General features: G+C 68.4%; 15 protein-coding genes and 1 riboswitch. Of the genes, 13 read left to right on the forward strand and 2 right to left on the reverse strand.

The features are described from left to right. The first annotated feature begins 242 nt into the window (after window positions 1-242). From D7316_RS01155 to D7316_RS01175, 5 genes are all read left to right on the forward strand, one after another. Window positions 243-473, forward strand: coding sequence for a hypothetical protein (locus tag D7316_RS01155; protein ID WP_232016714.1), 231 nt, complete (start codon window positions 243-245; stop codon window positions 471-473). Between the two features lie 108 nt (window positions 474-581). Further along, window positions 582-762, forward strand: a riboswitch (cyclic di-AMP (ydaO/yuaA leader). 14 nt (window positions 763-776) lie between these two features. Next, the gene (locus D7316_RS01160; protein WP_124706674.1) at window positions 777-1,481 is read left to right on the forward strand and encodes a C40 family peptidase; all 705 of its coding nucleotides are present in this window, start codon (window positions 777-779) and stop codon (window positions 1,479-1,481) included. A 151-nt stretch (window positions 1,482-1,632) separates the two neighbouring features. Next, entirely contained in the window at window positions 1,633-2,709 is a 1,077-nt protein-coding gene (locus D7316_RS01165; protein ID WP_408609956.1) for a C40 family peptidase, read from the forward strand. Window positions 2,710-2,749: 40 nt separating this feature from the next. After that, entirely contained in the window at window positions 2,750-4,240 is a 1,491-nt protein-coding gene (locus D7316_RS01170; protein WP_331852554.1) for a hypothetical protein, read from the forward strand. Next, window positions 4,240-5,358 carry a glycosyltransferase family 4 protein gene (locus D7316_RS01175; RefSeq protein WP_124706675.1) on the forward strand — a complete coding sequence of 373 codons (1,119 nt, stop codon included), beginning with the start codon at window positions 4,240-4,242 and terminating at the stop codon, window positions 5,356-5,358. Before D7316_RS01170 ends, D7316_RS01175 begins: the two co-directional genes overlap by 1 nt. A 42-nt stretch (window positions 5,359-5,400) precedes the next feature. Here D7316_RS01175 and D7316_RS01180 read toward each other — a convergent pair whose 3' ends face one another. Continuing rightward, window positions 5,401-7,203 (reverse strand): AMP-dependent synthetase/ligase, encoded by a 1,803-nt coding sequence (locus tag D7316_RS01180; protein WP_124706676.1) that lies wholly within the window; start codon window positions 7,201-7,203, stop codon window positions 5,401-5,403. A 105-nt stretch (window positions 7,204-7,308) separates the two neighbouring features. Here D7316_RS01180 and D7316_RS01185 point away from each other — a divergent pair, with 105 nt between their 5' ends. From D7316_RS01185 to D7316_RS01210, 6 genes are all read left to right on the forward strand, one after another. After that, a complete protein-coding gene (locus D7316_RS01185; RefSeq protein ID WP_124706677.1) occupies window positions 7,309-7,740 on the forward strand; it encodes a hypothetical protein in 432 nt (143 codons plus the stop codon). Beyond that, window positions 7,740-8,177 carry an SRPBCC family protein gene (locus D7316_RS01190; protein WP_124706678.1) on the forward strand — a complete coding sequence of 146 codons (438 nt, stop codon included), beginning with the start codon at window positions 7,740-7,742 and terminating at the stop codon, window positions 8,175-8,177. The genes D7316_RS01185 and D7316_RS01190 overlap by 1 nt, the downstream gene beginning before the upstream one ends. Window positions 8,178-8,197: 20 nt before the next feature. Further along, on the forward strand, window positions 8,198-9,436 hold the full coding sequence (locus D7316_RS01195; protein ID WP_124706679.1) for an ArsA family ATPase: 1,239 nt from the start codon (window positions 8,198-8,200) through the stop codon (window positions 9,434-9,436). Between the two features lie 52 nt (window positions 9,437-9,488). Further along, complete coding sequence (locus tag D7316_RS01200) at window positions 9,489-9,908, forward strand: hypothetical protein (RefSeq protein WP_124706680.1); 420 nt, start codon at window positions 9,489-9,491, stop codon at window positions 9,906-9,908. After that, a complete protein-coding gene (locus D7316_RS01205; RefSeq protein ID WP_124706681.1) occupies window positions 9,908-10,891 on the forward strand; it encodes an ROK family protein in 984 nt (327 codons plus the stop codon). The genes D7316_RS01200 and D7316_RS01205 overlap by 1 nt, the downstream gene beginning before the upstream one ends. Before the next feature lie 97 nt (window positions 10,892-10,988). After that, window positions 10,989-11,705 carry a lysophospholipid acyltransferase family protein gene (locus D7316_RS01210; protein WP_124706682.1) on the forward strand — a complete coding sequence of 239 codons (717 nt, stop codon included), beginning with the start codon at window positions 10,989-10,991 and terminating at the stop codon, window positions 11,703-11,705. A 41-nt stretch (window positions 11,706-11,746) separates the two neighbouring features. Here D7316_RS01210 and D7316_RS01215 read toward each other — a convergent pair whose 3' ends face one another. Next, window positions 11,747-13,099, reverse strand: coding sequence for a glycosyltransferase 87 family protein (locus tag D7316_RS01215; RefSeq protein WP_124706683.1), 1,353 nt, complete (start codon window positions 13,097-13,099; stop codon window positions 11,747-11,749). Window positions 13,100-13,144: 45 nt separating this feature from the next. On the opposite strand from D7316_RS01215, the gene D7316_RS01220 reads away from it, so the two are divergent. Further along, on the forward strand, window positions 13,145-13,639 hold the full coding sequence (locus tag D7316_RS01220) for a polyadenylate-specific 3'-exoribonuclease AS (RefSeq protein WP_124706684.1): 495 nt from the start codon (window positions 13,145-13,147) through the stop codon (window positions 13,637-13,639). A gap of 87 nt (window positions 13,640-13,726) precedes the next feature. Then, complete coding sequence (locus D7316_RS01225) at window positions 13,727-15,118, forward strand: class II 3-deoxy-7-phosphoheptulonate synthase (protein WP_124706685.1); 1,392 nt, start codon at window positions 13,727-13,729, stop codon at window positions 15,116-15,118. The last annotated feature ends 32 nt before the right edge of the window (window positions 15,119-15,150 follow it).

The raw sequence follows: 15,150 nt of genomic DNA on the forward strand, positions 1-15,150 counted from the left end.
ACCGAACATTAGTTCGATGTAACGACAGATTCTGGTGTGACAGGCGGGAAAGCTGGGTTCGGGATCGCGGAGACGCGTGACTGTCGGTGCCCCTCCCTAGTCTCCCTTGCATGTGACGCACTGAGCCGAAAGCCCGTGATTCGGCCCGGCGACATACCACCAGCACGCAAGTGAGATGGAGATCACAGATGTACATCGACTGCCAGTCCTGCCCGGGTCGCCCGGCCGCCTGTGACGGATGCATGATGCAGGTACTGTTCGACGCCCCCAACTGCGAAAACCCGACCTCCGAAGGTGGAGGAAAGGTTACGAAAACCACCCGTTCAGGGGACGCCGAGATCGACGCCGCGATCGATGTGTTCGTCGCCGCTGCGATGGTCTCCAGTGCGTCTGCAATATCTGCAAGAAATGGAAAAACTGCAGCTCAGGGCGTAGTTTCCGGCCGCAATCTGCGAATTCTGCGGGCCGGGTGACCTGACCTGGAAATTCGTTGCCTCAACGCTCGGTGGACAGACCCGCATCAGATTTCGTAACCTTTCCGAGACCTTTGCAGAGCGTCCCGCTCCAACAGGAGTGGTCTGGATAGGTCACCGCTCAATCGCCTTCTGGGCGAACCGGGGAACCACCAGTTTTCGGAGCGATCCGAATCGGGGTGAATCGCGCATGCCCGCCGACGTTCACGCGTCGTGTGGACCTACGCGTAGGGCCATTCTTCCGGCCCGAACCCGACAGCTAACTCGGTAGGCGGTCGAGGGAGAGCAAGGAGAAGTCGCTTCGTGGCCAAACATCGTTTGGAACAGCCCAACCGCGGCAGCAAGGTCGCCAAGCGTGCGGTCGTGGCCGGGTCGATCACCGTCGGCTCGTTCGCCGCTGTCGCCGGACCGGCACTCGCCGCGCCGGTGCACGTGCCCAACGTCGGCACATTCGAGCTTCCTGGGGTCGATACGAAACAGATCCCCCAGCAGTTCCAGGAACCCAAGGCACCCGCCGCGAAGGCCACCCCGGCCGCGAAGTCGCCCGGCGCCAACGTCCAGATCCCGAACCTCGGTTCCTTCACCGTGCCGGGTCTGAACGACAACCAGATTCCGCAGCAGTTCAAGCCCAAGGGTGGCGGAGCCATCTTCGGCGCACAGCCGACCGCAGCCCAGAAGGCCGTGCGCGTGGCCGAGAGCAAGATCGGCGCCCCGTACGTCTACGGGTCCGCAGGCCCCAACGCCTTCGACTGCTCGGGTCTCGTCTACTACTCGTACAAGCAGGCCGGCAAGACCATCCCGCGCGACAGCTACGGTCAGCTCGGCGGAGGCACCCCGGTGGCATCGCTCGCAGCGGCCAAGCCGGGCGACGTGCTGATCTTCAACGGCGGCGGCCACGCCGGGCTCTACGTGGGCAACGGCACCTTCGTCCACGCGTCGACCTCGGGTGTCCCGGTGAAGCGCGACAAGGTCAACAACTGGTCGCTCACCGGGATCCGGCGCTACTGAGCGTTCGGGCCGATGACGATGTGAGGTCTTAGTTTGGGCGGGTCACGCGAATGTGCGTGATCCGCCCAAACCACACACCCGGGAAACGGGATGATGGTCCAGACGGTCCATCTCCGAACCGGGTGGTCGGGGGGAAAGCGGTGGAGGAGAAGTGACAACCGTGGTTACCAGTTGGTCGGCCGCACGGAAGCGGTCGGTTCCCGCGATACTCGTGGCAGCGGTGACGGCGCTCGTGGTCTCCCTCTGCCAGTTGGGCGCGACGGCAGGCGCCGGCGATGCCACGGCGGTGCCGGTCCGGACGCCGGATCAGCTGCTCGTGCAGTACAAGAAGCTGAGCGACGACGCCGAGAAGTCGACCGAGGCGATGCACAACGCGCAGATTGAATACGACAAGCAGCGACGCATCGTGGCGACCGCGAAGAAGGCCTCGTCGACTGCGGATCGCACCCTCGTCTCCACGCAGCAACGTCTTGACGGCTATCAGGAGCGGGTCGACTCCGTCGTCCGCGCCAGTTACAAGGGCGCCCGCGTCAACCGCCTCTATGCCGTCCTGGTCAGCGATTCCCCACAGTCGCTGCTCGACCAGATGTCCGGGCTGGAACTGATCTCACGTCAGGCCGCGACAGATCTCAAGGGACTCAAGGAGGCCCGCCGCAAGACACTTGCGGCGAAGACCGCCGCCGACAAGACCGCCACCGAGGCGACCACGGCCGTCGCCGCCGCGGAGAAGACGCGCGGCGAGCTCCAGGCGAAGCAGGCCAACCTGCAGTTGCAGGCGATCCAGATCCGGGCCGTCTACCAGTCGATGACCGGCAAGCAGCTCGCCGCCCTGCGCGGACCCAAGTTCGACTTCGACCCGCGCTTCGTGCCCAAGGGCACCGCACCGGCGCTCGTCGCCGTCCAGGCCGCACTCACGCGAATCGGCGATCCGTACGTGTGGGGGGCGACCGGTCCCAGCTCGTTCGACTGTTCGGGTCTGATGGTCTGGGCCTACCGCCAGGCCGGCAAGACCCTGCCGCGCTCCAGCGAGGCGCAGAACAGCGGCGGCCAAGCGGTCGACCGCGGCAACCTGCGGCCCGGCGACCTGATCATCTACTACCCGGACGCCCACCATGTCGGGATGTACGTCGGCGACGGATACGTCATCCACGCATCCACCTTCGGTGTGCCGGTGAAGGTGGTGCCGCTCGACGAGGCCGGACCGTTCAGCTCGGCGCGCCGGTACTGATACATGTCCGCAATGGCACCCGCGTGAAGGGTGCGACGGGGTGATCCGTCCGGATCGCATGTGCCGGTCGGCCGCGGTGTGTTCCGGACTGGTCGTCGCCGCGGTGCTCGCCGGATGCGGAGGTCCGCAGGAGTCGACGTCGGCAGACCCGAGCAGCAGCACCCCCACGACGACATCGGTCAACGTCTACGAGCAGCAGCGCGCGGCGGGCGTGCAGGCCACCCTCGACGATCTGGGCAAGGCTCTGCGCGGCGGTGACCGGGCACGGATGAACGAACTTGTCGACGCCGCTGCATCGCCACAGTTCCGGCAACGCCTGCAGACGTCGATGGCCAATCTCTCCCCGCATGAGATGCCCGATGAACGACCAGCGCGGTCACCGTCGTCGACGGCCCGGCCCGACGGCTCGACGTCGGGTGCCGCGCCGAGCACGCCGCCCACCTCGTCCGAACGGATTCCGCCGCGCGGGACCGCGCTCGAGCTCGACGATTTCGGCTATCGACTCACGCCCACCGAGGAGGCCGAGACACCGGTGCCGACGCAGCTGCAGGCGCGCCTCGATGCGCAGGGGAGTTCGGACACCTGGGTCGCCCCGGTCGAACTCCACTATGCGCTCGGCGGTGCGGCGACCCCGGGGATCGACGAGCCCGACGTCGTCGTCCCGGGGCAACTGGTGATGGCGCGTTACGGCGACGCGTGGAAGGTCGTCGGCGACGCGACGGTGGTCGGCGGCACACCGGCGCCCACCCAGCTGTGGGACCTGCCCGGTCTCGCCGCCGACGACGTGTCCACGGCCGGCGGTACATCGGTGATCGCGTCGTACCCGGACACCGCCGCGGTGGTGGCGCGCGCACGACGGCTCCTGCCCGGCTCGATCGCGGCGGTGACCGAGTTCTGGGGTGCCGACTGGCCGCGTCGTGCGGTGGTGGTCGCCACGGACACGCCGGCCGAATTCCGGGGTCTCGCACAGAGCTCGGCGACCGACATCACCGGTGCGGCCGCCGCCACGGTCTACAGCCGCGTCGACACCGACGACCGGACCGCGATCGGGCAGCGGGTGATCCTCACTCCCAGCGCCGGTGAGCTCCCGGAGCCGGCGCTCGGGGTGGTGCTGCGTCACGAACTGACCCATGTCGCGGCGCGGGTCGTCACCGCGCCCGGCGCGCCGCTCTGGATCACCGAGGGTGTCCCGGAGTACGTGGGCCGCAAGGGCACATACACCCGATTCGAGGACGCCGCACCAGATCTGGCCATGCAGATCCGCGCCGGCGAGCTGCCGACCGGACTGCCGGCCGACGGCGACTTCGCCGTGGACGCCGACCGATCGATGGTTGCCTATCAATCCGCATGGTCGGTCGCGGCGTACGTCGCGGACCGCTACGGTGAGGACGATCTCAAGAAGCTCTACACCGGGGTGGCGGGGACCGACGATCCCCGACGGCAGGATGCCGCGATCAAGGACGCCCTGGGTGTGCCCCGGGCCGAGCTGGTCGCCGGCTGGCGGCGCTGGCTGACCGACCAGGTGCGCTGATGGAACGAACTCTGTTGATCACCAACGACTTCCCACCGCGGCCGGGAGGCATTCAGTCGTATCTGCAGAACCTCGTCGACCTGCTGCCGCCGGAGGACGTGGTGGTCTACGCCCCGCGCTGGAAGGGCCACGAGGAGTTCGACGCCCGGGTGCCGTACACCGTGGTCCGGCATCCGACGACGTTGATGCTGCCGACCCCGTTGGTCGCCCGCCGTGCCGCGAAGATCATTCGGGCCCACGACATCTCGGCCGTGTGGTTCGGCGCCGCAGCCCCGCTCGCGGTACTCGCACCTGCGATGCGCCGGGCCGGCGCCCGGCGGGTGATCGCGAGCACGCACGGGCACGAGGTCGGCTGGTCGATGGTGCCGCTGGCCCGTCAGGTGCTGACCTACATCGGTCGCCACGTCGACGTGGTCACCTTCGTCAGCCGGTACACGCGGGGTCGTTTCGCCGCGGCGTTCGGCGCCGAGGCGGCCCTGGAGTATCTGCCGCCGGGCGTGGACACGGCCCGATTCGCGCCGGATCCGCAGGCCCGGCAACGGATTCGGGAACGACTCGGACTCGGCGACCGGCCGACGGTGCTGTGTCTGTCGCGACTGGTCCCGCGTAAGGGGCAGGACGTGCTGATCCGGGCGTTGCCGTTGATCCGCCGGGAGATCGGCGACGTGGTCCTCGTCATCGTCGGCGGCGGTCCGTACGCGGAGACGCTGCACCGGATCGCCGCGGACACCGGCATGTCCGAACACGTGGTGTTCACCGGGTCGGTGCCCTCCGCGGAACTGCCCGCCCATCATGCCATCGCCGACGTCTTCGCCATGCCGGCACGCACCCGCGGCCGCGGGCTGGACGTCGAGGGCCTCGGCATCGTCTATCTGGAGGCCTCCGCGACCGGCGTCCCCGTGGTCGCAGGTCAGTCGGGCGGGGCGCCGGAGACCGTCGTCGAGGGTGTCACCGGAACAGTGGTCGACGGCACCGACATCGACGCCGTGGCGCTCGCGATCACCGCGATTCTCGCCGACCCGGCGGCGGCTGCCGAGATGGGTGCCCGGGGCCGCGAACACGCGGTGGCGACATGGGAATGGCGATCCATCGCGGCGCGGTTGCGGCAGCTGCTCTAGACGCAGCCGCCCGCGACACCGGGCGCATGACGAGCCGCCCGGTCACTTCGTGTAGATCGCCTCGATGTCACCCGCGAACTTCTGCACCACCACGTTCCGCTTGACCTTCAGGGTCGGGGTCATCTCCCCGGTCTCCTCGGTGAAGTCGTCGGGCAGGATGCGGAACTTCTTGATCGCCTCCGCATGCGAGACCGTCTTGTTCGCCTCGTCGACGGCCGACTGGACCTCGGCGCGCAGGTCGTCGTCGTCCATCAGATCGGTGACGGTCGCGTCGGCCGGCTTCCCATTGCGTTCCTTCCACGCGGGGAACGCCTCCGGATCGATGGTGATGAGCACGGCGATGAACGGTTTCGCGTCGCCGATCACGAGTGCCTGGGACACGAGCGCATTGGCGCGGATCACGTCCTCGAGACCGGCCGGGGACACGTTCTTGCCGCCCGCGGTGACGATCAGCTCCTTCTTGCGTCCGGTGATCGTGATGAACCCCTCACCGTCGACGCTGCCGAGATCGCCGGTGTGGAACCAGCCGTCGTCGAGAGCGGAGGCCGTCGCCTCCGCGTTCTGCCAGTACCCGTCGAACACGACGCCACCCCGCAGCATCACCTCGCCGTCATCCGCGATGCGTACGCTGTTGCCGGCCAACGGCTTCCCGACGGTACCGACCTTCACGGCACCGGGGGTGTTGACGCTGAAGGCCGCGGTCGTCTCGGTGAGTCCGTAGCCCTCGTAGACGGGGATGCCGATGCCGCTGAAGAAGTGCCCGAGGCGGGCGCCCAACGGGGCACCGCCGGAGATCGCCAATTCGCACTGCCCGCCGAGCGCTGCGCGCAGCTTGCCGTAGACCAACCGGTCGAACACCGCGTGCTTGAGTTTCAGCACGAGACCGACCGATCCGCGTTCACCGGCCGCGGAGTACTCGATCGCCGTCTCCGCGGCGGCATCGAAGATCTTGCCCTTGCCCTCGTCGTGGGCCTTCTGCCGCGCGGTGTTGTAGACCTTCTCGAACACTCGCGGCACCGAGAGGATCAGCGACGGACGGAAGTTGGCGAACTCGGGGACCAGGGTCCTGGTGTCGGCGTAGTGCCCGACCTCGACGCCGGCCTCGATCGCGACCAGGGTGATGGCGCGGGCCAGCACGTGCGCGAGGGGCAGGAACATCAGCATGCGCTTGCCCGGGCCCAGCAGGGTCCGCATCTCACCCTCGAGGACGCCGTACACCTCGGACAGCATGTTGGCGTGGGTCAGCTCGCATCCCTTGGGACGTCCGGTGGTCCCCGAGGTGTAGATCAGCGTCGCGGGATCGGCCGAGCCGACGGTCGCGCGGCGCTTGGCGACCTCGTCGTCGTGTACGTCGACGCCGGCAGCGGTGAGCACCCCGACCGCGCCGTCCCCGCCTGCCGGTGCGTCGATCTGGTAGATGCGCACCTCGTCGAGCCCGTCGATGGCATCGACGATCGCCCGGTGGCCGTCGTCCTCGAGGACGATCGCGGTGGCACCGGAGTCCTTCATGATCCACTCGACCTGCGGACCCGACGACGAGTCGTAGATGGGGACGGTGATCGCGCCGGCCGACCAGATGGCGAAGTCGACCAGGCTCCATTCGAGGCGGGTGCGGGACAGGAGTGCGACGCGATCGCCGGGGGAGATGCCCTCCGCGATGAATCCCTTGGCGATCGCGGTGATCTGTGCTGCCGCCTCCGCCGCTCGGACCGGGACCCAGTCCGAGCCCTCCTTCCGGCGGAACACCACCTTGTCCGGTTCACGTTCGGCGATCCGGAAGATGATGTCGGTGCAGTTCGCGTTCTCGGAGATGGAGAAATGTGCGGGAACACTGAACTCGCTCATCGAGGTACCCTTTCGCCGTTCGGTTCTCCCAGAGATCGTAGACCCGGCTCCCCGCCCGCCGTGGGCGCATCCTGAGAGGTCTCTGTCCCGGCGTCGGCCGAGTATGTGAAGCTAGTGGTCGTGACGAGTATTCAGGTGGCCGATGAGACCTTCGTGGCCGCCGCACCGTCGTTGGTGGCCGAGGTGATCGGCGATCGGGGCAACTGGCGACGCTGGTGGCCCGATCTCGATCTGGCCGTGACCGAGGACCGGGGGGCGCAGGGGGTGCGATGGCGGGTCGACGGCCCACTCACGGGCACGATGGAGATCTGGTGTGAGGCGGTGATGGACGGATTCGTGCTCCACTACTTCCTGCATGCGGAACCGACGCGACAGCTCGCCGGTGCGCGTGCACTCGCCGACGCCAACCGCGACCGGCGCGCGGCGGGCAAGTCGATGTCGTTCGAGGTGAAGGACCGACTCGAGGCGGGGCGACCGGTCGGCGGTCCCGCCGTCACCGACGACCGCGCCGACGACGCGCAACGGACGGTGGTGTGATGGCCGACCGTACCGAGCGGACCATCGTGATGAACGCCGACGCCGCCGACATCATGGCCGTGATCGCCGATTTCGAGAATTATCCGGAGTGGGTCTCGGCGGCCCGCGACGTCGAGGTCACCGAATCCGGCCCGGACGGACGTCCGCGTGAGGTCCGGTTCGTCCTGGACGCCGGGGTCCTGCAGGACACCTATGTGCTGGCCTATGACTGGGACCCTGACGGCCGGTCGGTGTCGTGGCATCTCGTGAGCAGCGACCTGCAGCGTGATCAGCGTGGACGTTATGTTCTCTCGCAGCAGGTTCCGGGGTCGACAAAGGTGACCTACGAATTGATGGTCGACCTGGTGGTGCCGATGATCGGCCAGCTGAAACGTCGAGCCGAGAAGGCGATCACCGAGGCGGCCCTGAACGACCTGAAGAAGAGGGTCGAAGACTGATCGATCTCACGCCCATCCATGTGGTGATCGGGCCGGGCGGTACCGGGGTCTCGGTGACCGCGGCCTCGGCCGCCCTGGGCCGGTCCGGCGCCCGCCGCACCGGCGGTACCCGTGATGCCGCCCGCAGCGGATCCCCCGTGACCGCGAACGACCGGGACACCCTGCTGATCACCATCGACAGGCACGCGCCGACGGCCGCCCTGCTCGGGGTGTACCGCCAGCCGGACGAACCGGTGATGGTCTCGTCGCGACTGCATCTGTTGTCGCTGGATCGTCTCGAGTTGCTCGAACGCACGTGGTCGGAGTTCACGTCCGTGCTGTCGGAGACGTTGTCCCGGTCGAAGGTGACGTTGCCCGGCCTCGGTGCGGTGGCCGACATCGCGGCAGGGGAGATCGCCACCCTGCCCGGGGTGGAGGACTTCCTCGTGCTGCGTCGCATCCGGGACGAGGCGATCAGCGGGCAGTGGCGACGCATCGTCGTGGACGTATCCGGACTCGGCGACCCCTTCGAGTTCCTACGCGCGTCGTCGGTGCTCAGCCAGACGTTGAATCGGTTGTGGCCCAGACATCGTCGCCTCGCAGCGGCATCCGAGCGACCGATGCTGGCGCAGCTGACCGGTGCCGTGGACGCGATCGACCGCGACTGTGTGGACATCACCGAGTTGGTGACAGATCCACACGTCGTCGCGGTACACGTGGTCGTCGGTGTCGACGATCGCGGCGAGCGACTGCTGCCGCATTTCCTCGCGACCGCCGACGTGATGGGCCTGGCATTGCGCTCTGTGGTGGTCAACCGCGGTGTCGGCGCCGACCGAGCGCACTCCGGATGCGAGGAGCGCGTCGCCCGCCTACGGTCGGTGGTGCAGGCCGACGGCGCCGACGTCGAGTGCACGGAGATACACCTGCTCGACGACGCGATCGATCGTGCGGCCCGGCTGCGCAAGCTCGGTGTCGGTCTACCGGCACCCAACGGTCGCTCGTACGGGTCCGGGGCGGCGCAGCTGACCGAGACGGCGGACAGCGGCGTCGGCACGTCCAGGGCATACGAACTCACCTGGCGGCAGCGGCTTCCGGACCCGGACGGCCTGCAGTTGGGCCGGTCCGGTGACGACCTGCTCGTCACCGTCGGCGGGTTCCGCCACCCGGTGCGCCTGCCGTCGGTGCTGCGACGCTGCGTCGTCGTCGACGCGGCGTGGGATGGCGTCCATCTCACCATCGGCTTCGTGCCGGACCCCGGCCTCTGGCCGCAGAGCCGCTGACGGCACCGGACCGCGTACACTACTGCCGGACCCGGACAGGAGAGTTGCCCAGATGACCTCGGACGACACGACCGGACCTGGCGACGACGACAACGTCGCAGGCCACGAGCGGGGCGCCACCGGCGACCCGGTGCGGGACTTCCTGCTCGGCGTGGCCACCCAGATCGATCAACTCGCCGCCGTGTTCGGCGGTACCGGCCAGCGCGGTGCGGCCAACGGATTCTCGGTCGACACCGCCGCCCTCGGTGACCTCTCCGGTGAGATCACCACCCTGATCACCGAGATCGGCGACCTGCTGGCGCGGCTGATCGCGGCACTGATCGCGGTCCTCGAGGCGATGGCCGGCGTACTCCGATCGGGACCAGCAACCGCCCCCGACGGCACCCCGCACTACCAGCCGATCTCGGTCCGGATCGACGTCACCGACCCGTCGTCGGCCACCCGACGACGGCAGCCCGAAGGCGAGAACTGATGCCGGACTTGACGATCGGCATCGACATCGGGGGCACCAGCGTGCGCGCATCGGTCGTCGACGACCACGGCGCCATGCTGGACACGCTGCGTGCGGCGACCCCGCCGACCGCGAACGCCCTCGAACACTGCCTGGACCGGCTGGTCGGGGAACTGACGTCGCGATGGGCCGCGAAGGCGGTCGGCCTGGCCATCGCCGGATTCCTCACCCCGGACCGTCGGGTCATCCGATTCGCCCCGCATCTGCCGTGGCGCGAGGCCGCGGTGGCGGAGGAGATGACCGCCCGCATCGGCATCCCGGTGTTCGCCGAACACGACGCGAACGCCGCTGCGGTGGCCGAATGGCGGTTCGGTGCGGCCGCCCGCGGCAAGAACTCGCTGGTCCTGGCGATCGGTACCGGGATCGGTGCCGGTCTGCTGCTCGACGGCGAGATCTACCGCGGCAGCTTCGGCGTCGCGCCAGAACTCGGGCATCTCACGGTGGTACCGGGCGGGCGGGTGTGTTCCTGCGGAAAGCTCGGCTGCTGGGAAAGGTACTGCAGCGGAACGGCTCTGGTGGATACGGTGCTCGAGTTGCTGGCCGACGGCGACTGGGGCCGCAGTCAGCTGGCCGCCGATGTCGCGGCCGATCCCGGCTCGCTCACCGGCCGTCGCGTGGCCGGTGCGGCCGCGGACGGGGACGCGGTCGCGCTCGCGGCGTTCGCCCAGTTCGCCGCGTCACTCGGTCAGGGGCTGGCCATGATCGCCGACATCTTCGATCCCGACCTGATCGTGCTGGCCGGGGGCGTCGGCGCGGCGTCGGGGCTGTTCCTCGACGAGGCCCGCGAGCACTACGCGCGCCTCGTGACCGGCGCCGGACACCGTCAACTCGCCCGGATCCGCGGCACGCAGCTCGGCGAGAGCGCCGGCGTGGTCGGCGCGGCTGAAGTTGCGCGGCAAGGAATCAGAGCGGCGATCGAACGCAATGTGCTCACCGAGACCTGAACAGGTCCGTATCGTTTTCTGCGGGTAAGGTCTGTGACGAGGTCGACTTCGGTGTGACGGCCGGAGACAAGTGGTGGCGGCGAGTACGGAGTCTTCGATGTGGTACTACACGTTCAAATACGTTCTGCTGGGACCATTGCTCCGCCTCATCGGCCGGCCGACGGTCGAGGGCCTGGAGAACATCCCCACACGTGGCCCGGCGATCCTGGCCAGCAATCACCTCGCCGTGATGGACAGCTTCTACCTGCCGCTGATGATCCGCCGGCGCATCTACTTCCTGGCGAAGGCCGAGTACTTCACCGGCACCGGTCCCAAGGGCGCGTTCCAGCGGTGGTTCTTCTCCGCGGTCGGTCAGATCCCCATCGACCGTTCGGGGGCGGAGGCCGCGGCGGGCGCCCTGATCTCCGCGCGGCGTCAGCTCGAGGCCGGTGAGCTGATGGGCATGTACCCCGAGGGGACCCGCTCGCCGGACGGTCGGCTGTACAAGGGCAAGACCGGACTCGCCCGGATCGCGCTCGACACCGGTGTACCGGTCATCCCGGTCGCGATGATCAACACCGAGAAACTCAACCCGCCCGGATCGGTGATCCCGCGTCCGGCACGGATCGTCGTGAAGATCGGCAAACCGCTCAACTTCGCCCGTTACGAGGGCATGCAGGGAAACCGATTCATCGAGCGTGCGATCACCGACGAGATCATGTACGAGCTGATGCAGCTGTCGGGTCAGCAGTACGTCGACATCTACGCGGCCTCGCTGAAGAACAAGGAGCCCAAGGCGGATTCCGAAGCGGCCACGCCCGCTTCGGCCGCCTGACCACGGCTGGGCGTCCCCGCCGGGACTCCGGCCGACGGCCGTCAGGGTGCCTGCGCGCCGGCCATCGCCGGTCGGGCGCCGGTGGTGCCGGTACCGGTGACCGGGGGCGGTAGCAGCCACACCACCAGGAGCACCGCGAGACCCCACAGCGTGTAGGAGTTGCCGATCAGATGGTCGACGGCCGACCACTGGCGGACCGCGGGCGACAGGAATTGGAACGGGCCGAGGGCGAAGATCACGAGCCCGGCGACGGCCAATGCGGTGTAGGCGGTTCGGACGCGACGATCGACGCTGCGCGCCGCGATGACCGCGGCGGCCAGGATCATCGGGATCGACCACACCCAGTGATGTGCCCACGATGTCGGGGAGACCAGCAATCCCCACACCGCGACGACGCACGTGATCAGCACCGTGGCGACGCCGGCCGCCGGATCGTCCGACGACGGACTGCGCAGCGACGCGAATGCGCTCACCGGTCGACAGGCGTGCACGGCCGCGAAGGCCAACAGGGTGACCACGAGCGAGCTCAGCACCCAGAGCAGTTGCTGCGCCGACTCGGAATGCGGCACGAGACGAATCCACATCGCGTTGAGGTTCTGGTTGATCCGACCGGCGGGGTCGCCGATCCGGGTCGTGTGGAACAAGGTGTGCGTCCAGTAGTCGAGCGAATCCGCCGGCAGCCAGACCCAGGCGAGTGCGCCGGCGCCGAGGAAGGCGCCTACGGCGGCCACCGCCCGCCGCCACTGCCGGGCGGCCAGGAAGACCGCCACGAAGACGAACGGCGTCAACTTCACGGCGGCGGCGATGCCGGTCAGCACCCCGCCGAACGGTGCGGCCGGGGTCGCGCGGCCGCGACCGATCACGAAGATGTCGACGACGATCATCGTCATCAGGATGATGTTGATCTGGCCGAACCCGAGCGTCATCCAGAGCGGGTTGAGCCACACCGCGCCCGCACCGATCAGCAGCGCCGTCCACCAGCGATTGGCGCCGGTGCCGACACCCAGGACGCCCAACAGGATGTGCAGGACGACGATCGTCAGCACCACGGTGAGCACCGAGATGAGCAGCCCGGCGACGTCGAGTCCGAGTGCGCCCAGCGGGACGAACCCGATCGCGGCGAACGGGGGATAGGTGAACGGCAGCCAGATCCCGTCGCTGGTGAACGGCATCGAGCCGTCCGCGTAGAGGCTCTGACCGTGCTGCCAGATCTGCGCCCCGAGGCGATAGACGTCCAGGTCGATACGGGTGCGGGTACCGAAACTCGACGTGAACGGGATGCCGACGATCTGCAGCGTGACCGACGCCGCGAACACGACGGCGATGGCGGCACGGGCCCGTCTCGACGGCGCCCATCGTCGCAGCCGGGTGTCGGCCTCGGTGAGGTAAGACATGGTCTCGGCGGTTCTCCGCTCGCGGGGGTGTGAATACTGGTGGGTATGCGGTTCTTCTACGACTCGGAGTTTATCGAGGACGGCACCACCATCGAGTTGGTCTCGATCGGTGTCGTCGCCGAGGACGGTCGTGAATTCTACGCGGTGTCCACCGAGTTCGATCCGGGGCGGGCCGGTGAATGGGTGCGCACGAACGTGCTGCCCAAGTTACCGTCACCCTCGTCGTCGTCCTGGCGCAGCCGTCGGCGGATACGCGACGACCTCCTCGCGTTCCTCACCGAGACCGGCGACGAGGTCGAACTCTGGGCCTGGGTCGGCGCCTATGACCACGTCGTCCTCTGTCAGCTGTGGGGTCCGATGACCGAATTGCCGCGGGTCATGCCCCGGTTCACCCGGGAGTTGCGTCAGCATTGGGAGGCGGCCGGACGGCCCACCCTGCCGCCGTCGCCCAAGGACGCCCACGACGCGTTGTCCGACGCCCGGCACAACTGGCGGAAGTGGCAGGCGATCGAGGCCGCACGCGCGTCGTCGCCGCGCTGAAAACGTCGCCGCCGCGCGGAAAACGCAGTACATCGCCGGGCACCCTCGCGATCGCCGGGAGCGGGACTCCACTACCCTGTAGCCGTGGTGACGAACTGGACCGTAGACGTTCCGATCGACGAGCTCCCGGAGCTGCCGCCGCTACCCGGCGACCTGCAGAACCGATTCGACGACGCACTGGCACGACCGGCGCTCCAACAGCCGAGCTGGCCGGCCGAAGAGGCGCGCAAGATGCGCACGGTCCTGGAGAGTGTCCCGCCGATCTGCATGCCGGTCGAGGTCCAGAGCCTGGCCCGCCAACTCGCCGACGTCGCCGAGGGGCGGGCGTTCCTGTTGCAGGGCGGTGACTGCGCGGAGACCTTCGTCGACAACACCGAACCGCACATCAAGGGCAACATCCGGACCCTGCTGCAGATGGCCGTGGTGCTCACGTACGGCGCCAGCATGCCGGTCGTCAAGGTCGCCCGGATCGCCGGGCAGTACGCGAAGCCGCGTTCGTCGAACACCGACGCGCTGGGGCTGCAGTCCTACCGCGGCGACATGGTCAACGGTTTCCCCGCCGACGAGGCCGCCCGCGTGCACGACCCGTCACGCCTCGTGCGCGCCTACGCCAACGCCGCCGCGGCGATGAATCTCGTTCGCGCGCTGACCGGTTCGGAAGCAGATCTGCGGCGGGTACACCTGTGGAACCGCGAGTTCGTGCGCACCTCACCCGCTGGTGCCCGCTACGAGGCGCTCGCCTCGGAGATCGATCGGGGCCTGCGGTTCATGGACGCGTGCGGGGTGGTCGACACCAACCTCGACTCGGCATCCATCTTCGCCTCGCACGAGGCGCTGGTCATCGACTACGAGCGGGCGATGCTACGGCTGGCCGACGACCCCGACGGCCCGGACAAGGTGCTCTACGACCTGTCGGCGCACTTCCTGTGGATCGGTGAACGCACCCGTCAGCTCGACGGTGCGCACATCGCGTTGGCCGAGCTGATCAACAATCCGATCGGCGTGAAGATCGGTCCCACGACGACACCGGCGCAGGCCGTCGAGTACGTCGAGCGTCTGGATCCGCACAACCGTCCGGGACGACTCACCCTGGTCGCCCGGATGGGCAACAACAAGGTGCGTGACGTGCTGCCGGCGATCGTGTCCGAGGTCGAGGCCACCGGCCACAAGGTGATCTGGCAGTGCGATCCCATGCACGGCAACACCCACGAGGCGTCGACCGGTTACAAGACGCGCCACTTCGATCGGATCGTCGACGAGGTCCAGGGCTTCTTCGAGGTGCACCGCGCACTCGGCACCCACCCCGGTGGTGTGCACATCGAGCTGACGGGCGAGGACGTCACCGAATGTCTCGGTGGCGCCCAGGACATCTCCGACCTCGACCTCGCGGGCCGATACGAGACGGCCTGCGATCCGCGGCTGAACACCCAGCAGTCGCTGGAGTTGGCCTTCCTGGTCGCGGAGATGCTGCGCGGCTGAGTCCTTCGCCGCTCCGTCGTTCTCCCGGCAAG

Origin of the sequence: Gordonia insulae, from assembly GCF_003855095.1 — a bacterium.
GTDB classification, from domain to species: Bacteria; Actinomycetota; Actinomycetes; order Mycobacteriales; family Mycobacteriaceae; genus Gordonia; species Gordonia insulae.

Excerpts from the sequence above, each read along its gene's own strand:
- D7316_RS01155 (WP_232016714.1), top strand. The coding sequence starts at position 243 with ATGATGCAGGTACTGTTCGACGCCCCCAACTGCGAAAACCCGACCTCC.
- D7316_RS01175 (WP_124706675.1), top strand. The coding sequence starts at position 4,240 with ATGGAACGAACTCTGTTGATCACCAACGACTTCCCACCGCGGCCGGGA.
- D7316_RS01180 (WP_124706676.1), bottom strand. The coding sequence starts at position 7,203 with ATGAGCGAGTTCAGTGTTCCCGCACATTTCTCCATCTCCGAGAACGCG.
- D7316_RS01190 (WP_124706678.1), top strand. The coding sequence starts at position 7,740 with ATGGCCGACCGTACCGAGCGGACCATCGTGATGAACGCCGACGCCGCC.
- D7316_RS01200 (WP_124706680.1), top strand. The coding sequence starts at position 9,489 with ATGACCTCGGACGACACGACCGGACCTGGCGACGACGACAACGTCGCA.
- D7316_RS01205 (WP_124706681.1), top strand. The coding sequence starts at position 9,908 with ATGCCGGACTTGACGATCGGCATCGACATCGGGGGCACCAGCGTGCGC.
- D7316_RS01210 (WP_124706682.1), top strand. The coding sequence starts at position 10,989 with ATGTGGTACTACACGTTCAAATACGTTCTGCTGGGACCATTGCTCCGC.
- D7316_RS01215 (WP_124706683.1), bottom strand. The coding sequence starts at position 13,099 with ATGTCTTACCTCACCGAGGCCGACACCCGGCTGCGACGATGGGCGCCG.
- D7316_RS01220 (WP_124706684.1), top strand. The coding sequence starts at position 13,145 with ATGCGGTTCTTCTACGACTCGGAGTTTATCGAGGACGGCACCACCATC.